Raw genomic sequence first — 15,422 nt, forward strand, 5'->3', positions numbered from 1 at the left:
TGTCTTGTGTGCAAACACTGCCGAATTATAGCCCAATAGACGCCAAGCCTGCTGTGGCGCATTTAACATCGTCAGGTCCAGCCGCCCCCGACACACCGATTGCACCTATCAGCTCGCCATCTTCGCGGATCGGCAAGCCACCGTCCCAAGCACATAGACCCGGACGGTTGACCATGCCAAGGTTCAATTCGGCGCTGGACAGCATTCGCTTGGCGAATTCGGTTGTGGGCTTGCCCAACACAGCTGTTCGGGCCTTATCCATTGCGAAAGCCATAACGGGTGCGGGGGTTTTATCCATGCGGCCCGCCGCGATCATATCCCCGTTCAGGTCGACCACGATCGCAGCGACATTCCACCCATTTTCATCAGCAAACGCCAAGGCCGTTTGGACAGCCTTATTTGCCGCCATCTGGGAAATTACGCGCCTAGGGATCGAAACAACCATATCGCCTCCACCTACAGGTCAAAAATCAGGTCATTGGTGCCCGATTGCACTATTTGATCGTGTTGATTGAACACATTGAACTGAAACGTGACGATGCCGCGACTTTGCGATGAAGTCAGGCGTTTGGCGGTTACAGTCAACTCGGCTCTGATTTCATCTCCGGCAAAGACAGGCTGTTCAAAACGCCAGTTCCACCCAAGCGACGCCAGACCTGCCGGCTTCGCATCCGATTGAAACTTGAGCCCATCGACAACCGACAGCACCAACAGCCCATGCGCAACGCGAGCCTTGTACCCAAGCCCGCGCGCCACGTCGTCGTCGATGTGCAAGGCGTATTTGTCTCCGGTCAGGTCAGCAAAGGACGATATCAAGTCCGTGGTTATCGTAGCAGAACCGGTTTTCATCACGTCGCCGACATTTAGGTCGTTGTACCCGTATTGCCCCGCTGAAAGCCCTTTGGTCATTGCGGAACGGGCGCGTCCTCGCGCAACAACCCTTTGGCTTTCAGATCCGCCCAGAAGGCAGCCGGAATGTCGTGGCTGAACCAGTTGAGATTCTGGTCCAGTTGTTCGACCGTGCGGGTGCCTGCCATAAAGGTGGGAACTGCCGGGTGCGCTACAACAAATTGCAATGCAGCGGCGGGCAATGGCACGTCGTAGTCTGCACAGACCGCCTCGATCTTGCGAACTTTTTCCATAATCTCGGCCGGGGCTGGAGCGTAGTTATATTTGGCCCCGTCTTTCGCGCCCGTTGCCAGAATGCCCGAGTTGAAACCTCCTCCTACAACCACGGCCGCGCCACGTTCTTCACACAAAGGCAGGAACTTATCCAATGCATCCTGTTCTAGCAGCGTGTAGCGCCCGGCCAACAGGAAACAGTCAAAGTCTCGCTGCTCGAGTGCGGCGTGGCAGACCTCCCATTCATTCACCCCAACGCCAATGGCTTTGACAACACCCTGATCACGCAAAGATTCCAGTGCTTTCCAAGCCCCATCCATCGCCTGTCTGAACACCTCAGGCTGTTCGTCGCCGCGGGTAAAAACGTCGATATCGTGGATGAAGCAAATATCCATCCGCTCCAGCGCCATGCGCTGCAGGCTGTCCTCGAAGGATCGCATAACACCGTCATAGGTATAATCGAAATGCATCGTGAATGGGGCCGCATTGGTCCACGGTTCAAAATTGATATCACTGCGTTTGGCCGGTTTCAGTACGCGGCCAACTTTGGACGACAACACATAATCGTCCCGGTTCTTCCAGCGCAGGCTTTGGCCTGTTCGCAATTCCGAAAGCCCGTGGCCATACATCGGCGCGGTGTCGAAATACCGAACGCCTTTGTCCCACGAATGCTGGATCATCGCATCCGAAGTCTCTTCGTCGATCTCACGAAAGATGTTCCCGATGGGCGCGGTACCAAAGCCAAATGCGGTAACCTCCAGATCGACGCGGCCAAATTTGTTTTTTGTGTTCGGATTCATGCAAGCCTCCCTAAAGCAAGCCTACGCCCGCCCAACTGCACTTCAAATAAGTAACTGTTTGGTTATTTATCGCAATCGACTGACGCGATCAACCCACTTGACGCAGCAGGGGTGCAACGCATATTAGTAACTGATTAGTTACATTATGGGACGCAACTATGTTTCTCACGGAAACCCACATTCAGGTCCGGGACATGACCCGCCAGTTCGCCGACAATGTGATCCGACCACTGGCCGAAGAGCTGGATCGGGATTCCCGCTTTCCAGCCGAAATCTACGACCAAATGGCCGAGCTGGGCCTGTTTGGAATCTGCGTTCCAGAAGAAATGGGCGGACCCGGCTTTGACACGATCACCTACGCACTGGTGATGGAAGAGCTTTCGCGCGGCTATGCCTCCATTGCGGATCAGTGTGGATTGCTGGAGCTGGTCACCACCTTGCTGGTGCGCCACGGCACCGCGGACCAACAGGATAAGTGGTTGGCTGACCTGCTGGCTGCCAAATTGCGCCCCGCTTACTGTATCACCGAACCCGAGGCTGGCACGGATGTGTCCGGCATCCGAACAACAGCCGTACGCGATCGGGACAGCTGGGTTCTGAACGGTGGTAAAATCTGGATTCACAACGCGCCCGTGGCTGATCTGGGCTTTGTCCTTGCACGAACCGATCCCGAAGCCGGTCATCGCGGCATGTCGATCTTTGTCGTCGATCTGCACGCAGCGGGTGTGACGCGCGGGCCGAAAGAGATCAAGATGGGCCAGCGCGCCAGTCAGGTAGGCCCCCTGTCCTTTGACGATGTCCGGCTACCCGCCGACGCATTGCTGGGCACTGAGGGACGCGGGTTCCACATGATGATGAGCGTGCTGGACAAGGGTCGCGTCGGCATAGCTGCGTTGGCCGTTGGGATTGGCCAGGCCGGCTTGGAGGCCGCCACTGATTATGCCCAACAACGCAAGCAATTCGGCAAGCAAATTGCGGATTTCCAGGGCGTTCAATGGCTGTTGGCCGATATTGCCAAAGATGTCGAAGCCGCCCGGCTGCTGGTACATTCCGCCGCTTACAAGATCGACGCCGGGCTGGATGCGACCAAGGCGTGCTCGATGGCCAAGTGTTTTGCTGGGGATATGGCCGTGCAGCGATCCTCGGACGCGGTGCAGGTGTTTGGCGGATCTGGTTATATCCGGGGGTTCGAAGTCGAGCGCCTTTACCGGGACGCCAAGATCACGCAGATTTACGAAGGCACAAATCAAATTCAGCGTATGATCATCGCGCGAGAGCTATTGGCGAAAGGGGCCGCAGCATGACAGCTCAGGCCGCACTTGTGACCGGGTCGTCCCGTGGGATCGGTTTGGCCGCTGCGGTTGCACTGGCGCACGAGGGGTTCTCGATCGCCCTGAACGGCCCCGTTGCGGATGACGAACTTGCAGCTGCCGCAGAAACCATTCGCGCCATGGGCGTACCGGTCGTCACGGCACCTTTCGACGTGTCCGATATCGCCGTACACGATAGCAAGCTGGCGGAAATCGAGGCAGAAATCGGCCCGCTTACGACCTTGGTGAACAATGCAGGCGTTGGCGTTATGCAACGCGGTGATCTTCTTGAAGTGACCGAAGAAAGCTATGATCGCTGCATGGCTGTGAATACCAAAGCGATGTTCTTTCTGTCGCAAGCCTTCACCAAGCGGCTGCTAAGCCGCACGCGCGACGCCAACGCGTTCCACAGCATCGTTAATGTCACCTCATCCAACGCCGTGGCGGTGGCGGCGCCGCGTGCGGAATACTGCGCCTCGAAAGCAGCCGCTGCGATGATCTCGAAAACCTTTGCAGTGCGGTTGGGCCAGGAGAATATCGCGGTCTATGACGTGCAGCCCGGACTGATCTCAACCGATATGACCGCACCGGTGATCGAGATGTATGATCAGCGCGCCAAAGATGGCCTGACCCTGTTCCCCCGCGTCGGCCAGCCCGAAGATATGGGGCGCATCATAGCCTCGTTGGCCAGCGGCAAGCTTCCCTACACAACCGGACAGGCGATCTCGGCGGATGCCGGTATGCTGGTCCCTCGGTTCTAAGGTGTTTCGATGAAAATTCAGCTTCCCGATACAACCGGCGCTTTGCAGGACTATCACCTGACAGGCACGCCGGTTGCGCCCTCGAAACTGACGCCGAATTCCGCACGGGTGCTGTATTCTGCGGCGCATGTGGTCGCAGACCCGTTCGGCGACCACGACCCTACGGGTCCAGCCCGTGTGGACTGGGAAAAGACGTTGGAGTTCAGACGCTATCTTGCAGATATGGGGATGGGCATTGCCGAAGCGATGGATACCGCCCAACGCGGCATGGGTCTGGACTGGACAGGCGCATTAGAACTGATCCGGCGCACCAAAGAGGAACTGCCGGATGCCCTGGTCGGGAATGGGTGCGGCACCGACCACCTTGATCCTGCAGATGCCAAGACGTTGGACGACGTGCGCCGCGCCTACCTGCAGCAGGTCGAAGCCATCCAAAAGATTGGCGGTCGCATTATCCTGATGGCCTCGCGTGCGCTGGCCAGGGTGGCCCGGGGTCCAGAGGATTACATCTCGGTCTACAGTGATGTTCTGGCCGCCTGTGACGAACCGGTCATCCTGCACTGGTTGGGAGAGATGTTTGATCCGCAACTGACCGGGTACTGGGGTTCCGACGCGTTTGAAGATGCGATGAACACCGCTTTGACCGTTATCAGCGCAAATGCGGACAGGGTGGACGGGATCAAAATCTCGCTGCTGGACGCTGAAAAAGAGGTCGTCATGCGTCGCCGCCTTCCCGCTGGCGTTCGGATGTATACCGGCGACGATTTCAATTACCCCGAACTGATCGAAGGTGATGATCAGGGATATTCTCATGCCCTGCTTGGAATCTTCGATCCACTTGCCCCAGCGGCCGCCTATGCGATCAGCAAACTGAGCGAAGGTGACGCGGCAACCTTTCGCGCCACGCTGGACCCCACTGTGCCGCTAGCACGCCATATCTTTCGGGCACCCACACAATATTATAAAACGGGCGTAGTATTCCTGGCCTGGCTGAACGGGTTTCAGGATCACTTCATCATGCTGAATGGGGCGCAGGCAACGCGGTCTCTGCCCTATTTTACTGACTGCTTTAAAATGGCTGACGAATGCGGTTTGCTGCGCGATCCCGATCTGGCCGTCGAACGGATGCGCCACATGCTGAAACTCTACGGGGTCTGATCCGGATGCGCGATTTCTCGCAGGATCATTCTGCACTCGCGCTGAATACCGCGACACTGGGCCATAATCTGGACGGGTTTGGTGCGGGATGGTCGCCCGAGCAGATCATCGACGCCTGTGCCGCGCATGGGTATGGAGGCATCACCTTCTGGCGGCGAGAACTGGGCGGACGTGAGGCCGAGATCGGCGACAAGGTCCGCGCAGCCGGGCTGCAAGTGGTTGGCCTATGCCGAACGCCGTTCCTGACCGGACCACTGGCGCTGCCGTCGGACCAACAGATCATGGATGACTTTCACCTCTCTATCGACCAAGCAGCAGGGCTTGGCACGGATGTCCTGACCATTGTCACCGGCGGACCAGAGCCTGGCACCAAGGGCGTTCTGGACAGCCAGAAAATCCTGGCGGACCGCGTCGCACGGGCCGCAGCTTATGCAGCCGACCGCGGCGTAAACCTGGCGCTCGAGCCGCTGAACCCCGCCACCGCGGGCAACCGCACTTGCCTGATGACAGCAGCCGATGCTTTGAATGTATGCGATGCGATAGGCGCACCGAATGTGGGCATTGCCCTCGACGTTTATCATGTCTGGTGGGACACAACGCTGGCCGATACATTGGCGCGACGCGCGAACGGGCGCATTCTGGGCTATCACCTGTGTGACTGGCTGGCCGATACCACGGATATCCTGCTGGATCGCGGCATGATGGGCGACGGTGTCGCGGATCTTCGGGCCCTACGCTCCGCTGTAGAACACGCAGGCTACAAAGGGCTGTGCGAAGTCGAGATCTTCTCGGCCGGCAACTGGTGGAAACGCGACCCAAACGAGGTATTGGACGTGATCGTGGACCGGTTCCGCACCTGTTGCTGACATTGGTGTAGCCGCGTCTTCTACACCTCGATATCACACACGAATACACCGTCCGGGCCATTGACCGTTTTGGCCACGATCCGGCCTCCGACCTCCTGATGCGCAGGGTCGACCAAATAAACATCGCGCACGGACTCGTCGCGGAAGTCAAACCAGAACATGTCATTGAAGCCCCGCACCAGATCGGTCTCGACCGACACATTGCTTCGGCTTTGGAAATCCAGAATGCCCTCGATATGACCCGACAGGCCGGCCAGATCCCGATAGAGCGTGGCCTTTTCTTCGTCGGACACGTCGTCCTTAAAGCGCAGGTGAACAAGGTGACGTATCATATTTAGGCCCTCATGATTTGATGCTTACCAGAAATCAGGTTTTTTGCGAACCTTGAACGCGGCCAAACCGGTTTTCAACTCGGGTTGGACGGCAGCGATCCGACCTGCCAGCGCTTCGAAAACACGCTCACGTTCCTCGCCCTCAGCGGCGTTGATCAGCATTTTGACAAGCTCTGTCGCCACCGGCCCACGATGGCGCATCCGGTTGGCCAGCTCATCCGCAGCGGCAAGGCCCTGCCCTTTTTCGACGACCTGATCCACAATCCCCGCGGTCAACGCATCATGGGCCGAGAACTGCTCACCGAACAGCGCCATGCGCCGGACAAGCTGGGCACCGAACCGCCGAACCGCGCGCTGAGTGCCGGACCAGCCGGGAATGATCCCCAGCGCCGGTTCAGGCTGTCCGATCCGAATGTGATCCTCGGCAATGCGGTAATCGGCGCACGCCGCAAGTTCCAGACCACCGCCCAAAACATGCCCGTTCAACACCGCAATCACAGGCTGTCGCAGCCGCGTCAGGGCATCCAGCGCCTGATGCCCATCGCGGAGCCAGTGGCGGCCGAAGGTGTCCGCCGACTGGCTGGACCACGCGTCGATATCGCCCCCTGCGCAAAACGCCTTTCCTGCACCGGTCAGGATCACAACATGCGCGTCCCGGGTGTGTTCGATCTGACGGCACAGCGCCATGAGCGAATCCATCATCGCCTCATCCATGGCGTTCAGGCGCTCGGGGCGGTTCAGGGTCAACCGCGCGATGCCGTCCCGTATATCCAGAAGGAAATGCTCCATTAGCCCGCCGCGAGTTGCAGCCCCATCAGGGCCGGGTCAAACAGGGCCGCGTCCATCCGGACAAGGTCATCTGAAACTAACAAGGGTGTCGCCGCCTGATCCAGAATATCGCGTTGCAGGTCCAGCCCGGGCGCGATCTCGGTCACCATAAGGCCCTTTTCAGTCAGTTTGATCACGCAGCGCTCGGTCACGTATGTCACGTCCTGCCCCTGCATCTGTGCCCGCTTACCTGAAAATGAGATTTGATCGACCTCATCCACAAACTTGGCCACTTTCCCCTCTTTCAGAATTTTCAGCTGACCATCCTCAATGGCCATCTTGGCTCCTGCGTTGAAGTTGCCAGAAAAAACGATCTTGCGCGCCCGCGCTGTGATATCCACGAACCCTCCTGCTCCGGCGGTCCGGTGCGGAATGGCTGACAGACGCGAGACGTTGACCGAGCCGTGTTTGTCAACCTCGAGGAAAGACAGCAGCGAGGCATCAAACCCGCCCGCCTGGAAATAACAGAACTGATGTGGCGACGGCACGAAGGCCTCGGCATTGGCGGAACAGCCAAATTTGAAATCCAACAATGGAACCCCGCCAACGGCGCCTTGCTCGATCATCCATGTGACCGAGCCATGCAAACCCTCTTCGACCAGAATACGCGGAACGTTGGCCGAGATGCCGAACCCGATATTTACGGCCCAACCATCCTTCAACTCTTTCGCCACACGGCGCGCTATGACTTTCCCGACGTTGAAATCGGCCGTTCGAAAGCTATAGATCGGGCGGGTCAATTCGCCCGAAATTGCCGGATCGTATTCCGTAGCCGTGGTCTGTAACTGGTCGGGCGCTTCGACAATCGCGTCGATCAAAATACCGGGTACGTGCACGTCATGTGGTCGGATACTTCCTGCCGCCGCAATGCGTTTGGCCTGAGCAATCACCACGCCACCGTTGTTGCGTGCCGCCAGGGCCATCTCCATCGCGCCCAGATAAGCCCCCTCGTGTTCGAAACTCAGGTTGCCTTTTTCGTCGGCTGTGGTTGCCCGAATAATCGCCACATTCGGTGCCATTGATTTGAAATACAGCCAATCTTCGCCTTCGAACTCCATCCGTTTCACGATGGGCTCGGCACGCGCAGCGGCGTTCATTGCGCAGCCTTCGATCTCGGGGTCAACAAAGGTTTCCATACCAACTTTAGTCAGGACACCCGGACGTTTGGCGGCAGCCTCGCGCAGCATATCAAAGATAATACCCGACGGAACGTTATACGCGCGCACCTGTTCGCCCGTGATCATCTGCCAGACAAGCGGCGGTTCCGCATTGCTCGGCCCCGATGGGTAAGAACCGCCAATGATCCGACTTAGCAGACCCGGTTTGGCGATATGATCTACCCCCTTCGTGCCAAAAAAGTCACCTGCAGCTATGGGATGAATGGTCGTCAGATTTGCAGGCGCGCCCTCTTCATCAAAGCGCTCGCCAAGGCCTTTCAGAACTGCATCCGGACAACACAAACCACTTGAAGAATTCACCGCGACCGTCGCACCATCAGGTACAAGACTTGCCGCTTCGCGTGCCGTCATCTGCTTGCTCATGCGATCCTCACGAAAGTAACTAATTGGTTATAAGTTATGCCTTCAGGTGCACCGAAAAGCAACAAAAATAACCAAAACAAGGGAATTGACCGAACCTCAAGTAACTAATAAGTTACTTGTTGAGTTTGTTCTTTGGGAGGATCACCGTGAACATCTATTTTCAAAACACCTATCAGCGTACCTTCGGTACATTCCCCCTGACCGGAGCAGAACTTCGCGATTCGATGGCGATCGCAGCCGAGATCGGGTATCGGTCCTTTGACACCGCTCAAATGTATGAAAATGAGAAGGAAACTGGTGACGCACTGGCCGAAATTGGCCTGAAACGAGATGAAATGTGCGTCACGACCAAAGTGCATCCGGACAATTTCAGTGACGACGCGTTCCTGCCATCCGTGGAAGAAAGCCTGAAGAAGCTTCGCCTTGATTACGTGGACGTCCTGCTGTTGCACTGGCCACCTATAGGGGGGGATATCACGCTATCTTTGAAATTGCTTGAACAGGCTCATGCAAAGGGTCTGGCAAAGAACATCGGCGTCTCAAACTATACCGCGCAGATGATGCGCGACGCAGTCAAGATCATCGAGACACCGATCGTGTCAAATCAGGTCGAGTTTCACCCGCTGCTCAACCAAGATGTGCTTCTGGCAGCCGCCGCTGAAACGGGCATCCCTTTGTCGTCCTATTGCTCGGTGGCGCGCGGAGAGGTTTTCAAGCACCCGATTTTTGCCGAGATCGGTCAAGGCTACGGAAAAACCGCCGGACAGGTCGTATTGCGTTGGATTTTGCAAAAGGGTGTTCCGATCAACACCATGTCTACAAAACGCGCCAACATTCAGGCCAATTTTGACGTGATGGATTTCATCTTGTCCAACGTCGATATGGATCGGATCGACGCCATGACCCAGGCAGGTTATCGGATCGTCACCGAAGACTTGGTGCCTTGGGCCCCCGATTGGGACTAAAGAAAAAAGCGGCGCCCATTCAAGGCGCCGCCAGTTCGGGGAGGTAAATCGATTTCAGTGATTGCCACGGATCATGTCCGCCGCTTTTTCGGCCATCATGATCGTCGGTGCGTTCGTGTTAGACCCAATCAGGCTGGGCATGGCTGAACTGTCGCAGATCCGCAGCCCGTCAATCCCGCGCACCCGCATTTGCGGGTCTACGACGGCCATCTCATCCACGCCCATTTTGCAGGTACATGTCGGGTGATAAGATGTCCGGCCATATTGGCGGGCATAAGCCTCGTACTCGGCCTGTGTTTTCACAGTGTCACCGGGGAAGTGAATTTTGCGGATGTAGTTTTGCAGACTTTTCTGCCGGAAAATCTCGACACTGTGCTTCACCCCTTCGACCGAGATTTTCAGATCATCCGGGTGACCCAGGAAATTGGGATCAACCAGCGGCATATCCTCGACCTTGTTCGACCGCAGACGTACGGTGCCGCGCGCCTTCGGACGGACAGTATACGAGTTTAGCGTGATGCCCGAGCTGCCCTTGGGCACGCTGGGCACTCCGGCCTCGGCACCGGCCCCTGCAAGGAAATGAAATTGCAAATCCGGCACGGGGGCTGTGTTGTCGCCATACCAAAACGCCCCGCCCTCAACCACGTTCGAGGTCACTGGCCCCGATCCGAACAGGTAATACTGTATTCCTGCCCAAGCCGCCCAATGAGGCTTGTTGTACTTGTCCAGACTATAATGCCCGTTCAGTTCGGCCACGATATCGATACCGAAATGGTCGTTCAGGTTCTCACCTACACCGGGCAAATCTAGCTTCACCTCGATCCCGTGCTCGCGCAGATGCGCGGCGGGGCCGACGCCTGACAGCATCATCAGCTTGGGTGTTCCAATAGCGCCCGAAGTGACCAGCACTTCCTGACCCGCCGATGCGGTTTCAACCTTTCCGCCCTGATCGAATTCAACCCCGGTCGCCCGGCCATTTTCGATGACAATCCGATGCACCTGACACCCAGTTTTGACCGTCAGGTTCCCGCGCGACATCGCCGGTTTCAGATATCCTACAGCAGCCGAGCAACGTTTCGCATTCCAGGTGGTCGTCTGGTAAACGCCTGCCCCTTCCTGAACCGCCCCGTTGAAGTCCGGGTTATACGGGATGCCCGCCTCTTGGCACGATCGCACAAACGCGCGGGTCATCTCTTGCGGGTCCGGGATGTTGGACACACCCAAAAGCCCTTCGGTCCCGTGCCAGTCTCCGGACAGGATCGCATTGCGTTCGGAGCGAATGAAGTATTTCTGGATGTCTTTGAAGGCCCAACCCTCGCACCCTTCCTCATTGGCCCAACGGTCATAGTCGACCGGGTTGCCGCGCGTGAACACCTCGGCATTGATCGAGCTTCCACCACCGATCACCCGGCCCTGAGCATAGGGGATCTCGCGGTTATTGGCGTTGACTTGCGGGACGGTGTTAAAACCCCACGTATGCGGCCCGTCCGTCATCTTGGCAAAGCCCACAGGCATGTGGATCAACGGGTGATTGTCTTTTCCGCCCGCCTCAAGCAGTAACACCCTGACGGCGCCGTCTTCGGTCAGGCGATTGGCCAAAACACAGCCCGCTGATCCGCCACCAACGATGATATAGTCAAATCCGTTTGCCATTACTCTACCCAATGCGACCGCTTGCCGATCTCGACATGGATCGACTTGATCTGCGTGTATTCCTCGACGCCGTGCATCCCGGCCTCGCGGCCCCAACCAGATGCTTTGAACCCGCCAATCGGCAGTTCAGGCCCCCCAGCCAAAGTTGTGTTGACCCAGAACCGTCCGGCCTGAACGCGGCGAGAGATGGTCAGCGCCTTGTCGATATTCTTGGTCCAAACACTTGCCGCCAGACCGTATTCAGTATCGTTGGCAATCGAGATCGCTTCGTCAATCGTATCAAACGGGATCACAACCAGAACCGGGCCGAAAATCTCTTCGCGCGCTATGGCCATGTCGTTGGTCACATCAGTGAATACCACCGGGTCGATATATTGCCCGCCCGAGATTTCGGGCGTTCCGCCCCCGATCAGCAGGGTCGCGCCCTCTTCCTGACCCTTGGCGATGTAGGACAGAATGGTGCGGTTCTGCGCGTCTGTCGTGATCGCGCCCGCCTGGGTGCGCTCGTCCAACGGATCGCCCACGCGAACCTTGCGCAGTTTGTCAGCGACCATGCCTGCAAATTGGTCTGCGACCGAGCGTTCAACGAGCAAACGCGCGCCGGATACACAACACTGGCCCGTGTTGAATGCGATGCCGAAAGCTACGCCATCGGCTGCGTCTTCTAGGTCAGCATCGGCAAAGACGATCTGAGGGTTCTTGCCCCCAAGTTCCAACCCCAGCTTTTTGAAATTGCTCTGCCCCGCCGCCGCAACGACCGAGCGGCCAACAGCGGTCGAGCCGGTAAAGGACAGCATATCCACATCCATGTGTTCCGCCAGCTTCTGGCCGATCACGCTGCCTGATCCGGTAACCACATTGAACACACCATCCGGCAAGCCCGCCTCGGACAGGATTTCGGCCAACAGCAGAGTCGTTGCGCTTGTCACTTCAGAGGGTTTTGCGACAATGGTGCAACCAGAGGCCAGAATATACGGCACCCGCTCGCACAGGATGAGGAAAGGGAAGTTCCAAGGCGTGATCAGGCCGACAACGCCAACCGGCTCACGGGTGACAATGCCCAACGCGCCATCGCCGCTGTTGTTGAAACTCTCCCCATGCAAAGCTCGCGCCAGACCGGCAGCGAATTCGAACATACCAACGCAACCGCCAATCTCGCCCCGCGCCTGCGCGATGGGCTTTCCATTCTCCAACGTTTCCCAATAGGCGATCTCATCGGTGCGCTGACGGATCAGATCGGCCGCTTTCAATAAAACAGCCGCGCGGTCCGACCCGGACAACCCGCACCAGCGGCGATCATCGAACGCCGTGCGCGCCGATGCGACGATCTCGTTCAGATCATCCTCGCTGCAGCGCGGGATGCGCGTGACCGGCACGCCATGACCCGGCGAGGACCGCTCGAACACGTCACGATCACCGGCGGGAACCCATTTGCCATCCATGAAGAACCCAAATTCACGGGGCTCGGAAGGCGGTGTAAGTATCTGTGCGTTTTGGTCCATTGTCGGGGCTCCGAAAAATAGGTCAGGCTGAGGCGTCCAGGCCATCGCGGAAATCGTTCCACCCACCATCCACCGAGGACGGCGCGTCATGCCATTGGTGCAGGATTTCACCGGTCGCGGGGTCTTTATCCGGAATCGGCAGCATCATGATCCGTTTGGCGGCCGCCTGAAACATTTCCGGGGTCAAAAAGGCCTCTTGAATATTATCCCAGTCGCGGCCCCCGGCGTAACCGCCACACATCATGATGTCGTCGGATCGGCCGACCATCTCATGACTGACACCCGCAGGCATGACGATAACATCGCCAGTCTCGATCCGGACCCGAGTCCAACCTTCGACAGAGAGATTAAACTCCATCCAGCCCTGCGCACATCCCAGACATTCATGAGATGTCGAATGGAAATGCGGGTACTCGTAGACACCCGGGTATTCCCAGTTGTTGCCCCAGCCATTTGCACGGAACCGGGCCTTGACGGCATCCACTCCGCCACCTGGGATCGCTCCTCGATGGATCAGCAGGGGAAAACGGCTGTTTGGGATCATGCCTTCTGGTTTGGATGTATAGACTTCGACGGTCATGCTGAGCTCCTCCCTCTCTGGCGTTTACGTCAACGTTATTTGGGTTTTCAGATCAGTCGGACGATCCTGGAAACTGTCGAAGGCTTCCTGGATGCGATCCAGCGGATAAATCGCTTGGGTAAAGCGTTCAGTTTTTATCCGACCGTGGGTCAACAGGGTCAGTGCGTCGTGCATATCCTGCCCCATTCCAGCGACAGAACCTTTGATCGAATTCTCTTGCAGGATGGTTTGCAGGATATCGACAGGCAGGGTCTCTCCTGCGCCGGTCAGTCCAAAGGCTGCAATATGACCCCCTTTTCGAGCCAGTTTGGTAGCTTGTTGATAAAGAGCAGGCAGGCCAACGCTTTCGATCACCACATCAGCACCGCGCCCATCCGTATGATCTCTGACCACCTGTTCCAGTTGGTCTGGATCGGTGACACCAACATCCGCCCCGACCTCGAGCGCCATGTTCACACGCGCATTGGACAAATCCGCAACGATGATCGGCGCCGCCCCAATCGTACGCAAGAGTTGTACGTGCAGGTTACCGATGGGGCCCGCGCCCAGCACCACGACCGACTGGCCAAATGTGATGTTGGCTTTACGCGCACAGCGCACAACACAGGCCAAAGGTTCGGTCAACGCCAACACTTCGGCAGCTGTGTCCTGCGGAGCTGGAATAACAAGGCGCGCGGGGACGCAGATGTATTCCGCAAAGGCGCCATCCATGGTGATACCCATCTGCTGCATCTCGGGGCAGTTCAGGATTTCATTCCGGCGGCACCAATAGCAGGTGCCGCAACCGATATTCATATCGACCACAACCGGCGCACCAACCGTCGGACCGGCTACGCCTTCGCCCAACTCGGCAATTGTGCCCGTAAATTCATGACCGGGTATCAGGGGCAGACTGTCGGCCGCGTAGTGGCCGTTAAAGATATGGATGTCGGTCCCGCAAATCCCGACCCGTATGATGCGAACCAGAACTTCACCCCGGCCTGGGTTGGGGCGTGCGACGTCAGTGACCTCGAACCGACCGGGTTCGGTCAGCACCGCCGCTCGCATGGTCGGGGTCATTTCACAACCCTCAGCTTGGTTCGGTCTATGGTCAGTGCGATGGCCACAATCAGAATAAGGCCAAACACCATCTGCTGTTGTGTCGCGTCGACCTCAAAATAAAGCATCGAAGACCGGATCACAGCCACGATCAGAGTGCCAATCAGGGTGTTGATCACTCCGCCCACACCACCTGTCAGCGGTGTCCCACCCACCAAAACCGCGACGATCGCAGGCAGCAGGAACCCGTTTGCCAGAGTGGGAGAGCCTCCGGACAATTTCACTGCAAACAGCAAGCCCGCAATCGCCGCCAGTCCACCGGACAGAGCGAACGCCATGATCTTGATGCGATTGACATTCAAGCCCGAGGCTACGGCGGCAGGTTCCCCCGCCCCCACAGCCTTGAGCGCACGGCCAAAGGTGGTGCGTGATTGCAGGAACCATGCACCCAGAACCAACGCGGCGGCAATGAACAATTCGCTGGGGATGCCCGCCAGCGATCCGGTCATCCAACCAAAAGTCGAATCCCGAAGTGTGGCGTCCATGAACAGCGCGCGCTGCCCTGACATGTATTGTGCGGCGGAAAAGGCGATGCCGCCAACCGCAAGAGTCGAGATAAAGGACGGCACAAACAAGCGCGTAGTGACAAAGCCCGAAACCCCGCCCAGAACAACACCGGCTAGAATGCAGATCAACGCGGCGCCAATGCCAAAGGTTGGCAGGGCAATCGTAGCCACGACTGTGGTCATGTTGGCAACCGACTGCGCAGACAAATCTATCCCGCCGATATAGATCGCGAACGTCATGCCTAGCGCCATGATGAACAGCGGCACGATATCTGCAGCCATCGAAATCAAGTTGGAAGGGCGCAAAAAGTTGGAATCTGCAGCCCCGACGACCAAAACCAGAACCAACAGAGTGATCCAGGGCAAATGCGGTTTGATACGTTCAAAACTCATGTGTTCG

Annotated in this window: 16 protein-coding genes; 5 read left to right on the top strand and 11 right to left on the bottom strand. The window is 57.6% G+C overall.

Annotated features, from left to right (window positions below):
- Positions 1 to 25: 25 nt before the first annotated feature.
- The 3 genes from ACR3EG_RS01410 to ACR3EG_RS01420 are packed head-to-tail and all read right to left on the bottom strand — an operon-like array spanning position 26 to position 1,922.
- Complete coding sequence (locus ACR3EG_RS01410) at positions 26 to 409, bottom strand: GlcG/HbpS family heme-binding protein (RefSeq protein ID WP_480482258.1); 384 nt, start codon at positions 407 to 409, stop codon at positions 26 to 28.
- Positions 410 to 456: 47 nt separating this feature from the next.
- The gene (locus tag ACR3EG_RS01415) at positions 457 to 909 is read right to left on the bottom strand and encodes a MaoC family dehydratase (RefSeq protein WP_480482259.1); all 453 of its coding nucleotides are present in this window, start codon (positions 907 to 909) and stop codon (positions 457 to 459) included.
- On the bottom strand, positions 906 to 1,922 hold the full coding sequence (locus ACR3EG_RS01420) for an aldo/keto reductase (RefSeq protein ID WP_480482261.1): 1,017 nt from the start codon (positions 1,920 to 1,922) through the stop codon (positions 906 to 908). The genes ACR3EG_RS01415 and ACR3EG_RS01420 overlap by 4 nt, the downstream gene beginning before the upstream one ends.
- Positions 1,923 to 2,080: 158 nt before the next feature.
- Here ACR3EG_RS01420 and ACR3EG_RS01425 point away from each other — a divergent pair, with 158 nt between their 5' ends.
- From ACR3EG_RS01425 to ACR3EG_RS01440, 4 genes are read left to right on the top strand one after another with little or no spacing between them, the layout of a single operon-like run.
- Complete coding sequence (locus tag ACR3EG_RS01425) at positions 2,081 to 3,226, top strand: acyl-CoA dehydrogenase family protein (protein ID WP_480482263.1); 1,146 nt, start codon at positions 2,081 to 2,083, stop codon at positions 3,224 to 3,226.
- Entirely contained in the window at positions 3,223 to 3,993 is a 771-nt protein-coding gene (locus ACR3EG_RS01430) for a 3-ketoacyl-ACP reductase (RefSeq protein ID WP_480482265.1), read from the top strand. Before ACR3EG_RS01425 ends, ACR3EG_RS01430 begins: the two co-directional genes overlap by 4 nt.
- A gap of 9 nt (positions 3,994 to 4,002) precedes the next feature.
- Entirely contained in the window at positions 4,003 to 5,151 is a 1,149-nt protein-coding gene (locus ACR3EG_RS01435; protein ID WP_480482267.1) for a dihydrodipicolinate synthase family protein, read from the top strand.
- A gap of 5 nt (positions 5,152 to 5,156) precedes the next feature.
- Entirely contained in the window at positions 5,157 to 6,017 is an 861-nt protein-coding gene (locus ACR3EG_RS01440) for a sugar phosphate isomerase/epimerase family protein (protein ID WP_480482269.1), read from the top strand.
- A gap of 20 nt (positions 6,018 to 6,037) precedes the next feature.
- On the opposite strand, the gene ACR3EG_RS01445 is transcribed toward ACR3EG_RS01440, so the two are convergent.
- The 3 genes from ACR3EG_RS01445 to ACR3EG_RS01455 are packed head-to-tail and all read right to left on the bottom strand — an operon-like array spanning position 6,038 to position 8,718.
- The gene (locus ACR3EG_RS01445; protein ID WP_209197651.1) at positions 6,038 to 6,349 is read right to left on the bottom strand and encodes a Dabb family protein; all 312 of its coding nucleotides are present in this window, start codon (positions 6,347 to 6,349) and stop codon (positions 6,038 to 6,040) included.
- A gap of 24 nt (positions 6,350 to 6,373) precedes the next feature.
- Entirely contained in the window at positions 6,374 to 7,138 is a 765-nt protein-coding gene (locus tag ACR3EG_RS01450; RefSeq protein WP_480482271.1) for an enoyl-CoA hydratase/isomerase family protein, read from the bottom strand.
- Entirely contained in the window at positions 7,138 to 8,718 is a 1,581-nt protein-coding gene (locus ACR3EG_RS01455) for an acyl CoA:acetate/3-ketoacid CoA transferase (RefSeq protein WP_480482273.1), read from the bottom strand. Before ACR3EG_RS01455 ends, ACR3EG_RS01450 begins: the two co-directional genes overlap by 1 nt.
- A 146-nt stretch (positions 8,719 to 8,864) precedes the next feature.
- On the opposite strand from ACR3EG_RS01455, the gene ACR3EG_RS01460 reads away from it, so the two are divergent.
- Entirely contained in the window at positions 8,865 to 9,683 is an 819-nt protein-coding gene (locus tag ACR3EG_RS01460; RefSeq protein WP_480482275.1) for an aldo/keto reductase, read from the top strand.
- 54 nt (positions 9,684 to 9,737) lie between these two features.
- Here ACR3EG_RS01460 and ACR3EG_RS01465 read toward each other — a convergent pair whose 3' ends face one another.
- Genes ACR3EG_RS01465 through ACR3EG_RS01485 form a run of 5 tightly spaced genes read right to left on the bottom strand, consistent with a single transcriptional unit; the run spans position 9,738 to position 15,415 of the window.
- On the bottom strand, positions 9,738 to 11,336 hold the full coding sequence (locus ACR3EG_RS01465) for a GMC family oxidoreductase (RefSeq protein WP_480482277.1): 1,599 nt from the start codon (positions 11,334 to 11,336) through the stop codon (positions 9,738 to 9,740).
- The gene (locus ACR3EG_RS01470; RefSeq protein ID WP_480482279.1) at positions 11,336 to 12,838 is read right to left on the bottom strand and encodes an aldehyde dehydrogenase family protein; all 1,503 of its coding nucleotides are present in this window, start codon (positions 12,836 to 12,838) and stop codon (positions 11,336 to 11,338) included. Before ACR3EG_RS01470 ends, ACR3EG_RS01465 begins: the two co-directional genes overlap by 1 nt.
- 22 nt (positions 12,839 to 12,860) lie before the next feature.
- Entirely contained in the window at positions 12,861 to 13,418 is a 558-nt protein-coding gene (locus ACR3EG_RS01475; protein ID WP_480482281.1) for a hypothetical protein, read from the bottom strand.
- Positions 13,419 to 13,442: 24 nt separating this feature from the next.
- Complete coding sequence (locus ACR3EG_RS01480) at positions 13,443 to 14,477, bottom strand: zinc-dependent alcohol dehydrogenase (RefSeq protein ID WP_480482283.1); 1,035 nt, start codon at positions 14,475 to 14,477, stop codon at positions 13,443 to 13,445.
- On the bottom strand, positions 14,474 to 15,415 hold the full coding sequence (locus ACR3EG_RS01485; protein WP_480482284.1) for an ABC transporter permease: 942 nt from the start codon (positions 15,413 to 15,415) through the stop codon (positions 14,474 to 14,476). Before ACR3EG_RS01485 ends, ACR3EG_RS01480 begins: the two co-directional genes overlap by 4 nt.
- Positions 15,416 to 15,422 lie beyond the last annotated feature (7 nt).

Source organism: Ruegeria sp. AM7 (genome assembly GCF_056535965.1).

Bases quoted from the DNA above. Each gene is read 5' to 3' on its own strand.
- ACR3EG_RS01465 (WP_480482277.1), bottom strand. From the start codon at position 11,336: ATGGCAAACGGATTTGACTATATCATCGTTGGTGGCGGATCAGCGGGC.
- ACR3EG_RS01430 (WP_480482265.1), top strand. From the start codon at position 3,223: ATGACAGCTCAGGCCGCACTTGTGACCGGGTCGTCCCGTGGGATCGGT.
- ACR3EG_RS01425 (WP_480482263.1), top strand. From the start codon at position 2,081: ATGTTTCTCACGGAAACCCACATTCAGGTCCGGGACATGACCCGCCAG.
- ACR3EG_RS01475 (WP_480482281.1), bottom strand. From the start codon at position 13,418: ATGACCGTCGAAGTCTATACATCCAAACCAGAAGGCATGATCCCAAAC.
- ACR3EG_RS01435 (WP_480482267.1), top strand. From the start codon at position 4,003: ATGAAAATTCAGCTTCCCGATACAACCGGCGCTTTGCAGGACTATCAC.
- ACR3EG_RS01445 (WP_209197651.1), bottom strand. From the start codon at position 6,349: ATGATACGTCACCTTGTTCACCTGCGCTTTAAGGACGACGTGTCCGAC.
- ACR3EG_RS01480 (WP_480482283.1), bottom strand. From the start codon at position 14,477: ATGACCCCGACCATGCGAGCGGCGGTGCTGACCGAACCCGGTCGGTTC.
- ACR3EG_RS01415 (WP_480482259.1), bottom strand. From the start codon at position 909: ATGACCAAAGGGCTTTCAGCGGGGCAATACGGGTACAACGACCTAAAT.
- ACR3EG_RS01450 (WP_480482271.1), bottom strand. From the start codon at position 7,138: ATGGAGCATTTCCTTCTGGATATACGGGACGGCATCGCGCGGTTGACC.
- ACR3EG_RS01410 (WP_480482258.1), bottom strand. From the start codon at position 409: ATGGCGGCAAATAAGGCTGTCCAAACGGCCTTGGCGTTTGCTGATGAA.
- ACR3EG_RS01455 (WP_480482273.1), bottom strand. From the start codon at position 8,718: ATGAGCAAGCAGATGACGGCACGCGAAGCGGCAAGTCTTGTACCTGAT.
- ACR3EG_RS01420 (WP_480482261.1), bottom strand. From the start codon at position 1,922: ATGAATCCGAACACAAAAAACAAATTTGGCCGCGTCGATCTGGAGGTT.
- ACR3EG_RS01485 (WP_480482284.1), bottom strand. From the start codon at position 15,415: ATGAGTTTTGAACGTATCAAACCGCATTTGCCCTGGATCACTCTGTTG.
- ACR3EG_RS01470 (WP_480482279.1), bottom strand. From the start codon at position 12,838: ATGGACCAAAACGCACAGATACTTACACCGCCTTCCGAGCCCCGTGAA.
- ACR3EG_RS01440 (WP_480482269.1), top strand. From the start codon at position 5,157: ATGCGCGATTTCTCGCAGGATCATTCTGCACTCGCGCTGAATACCGCG.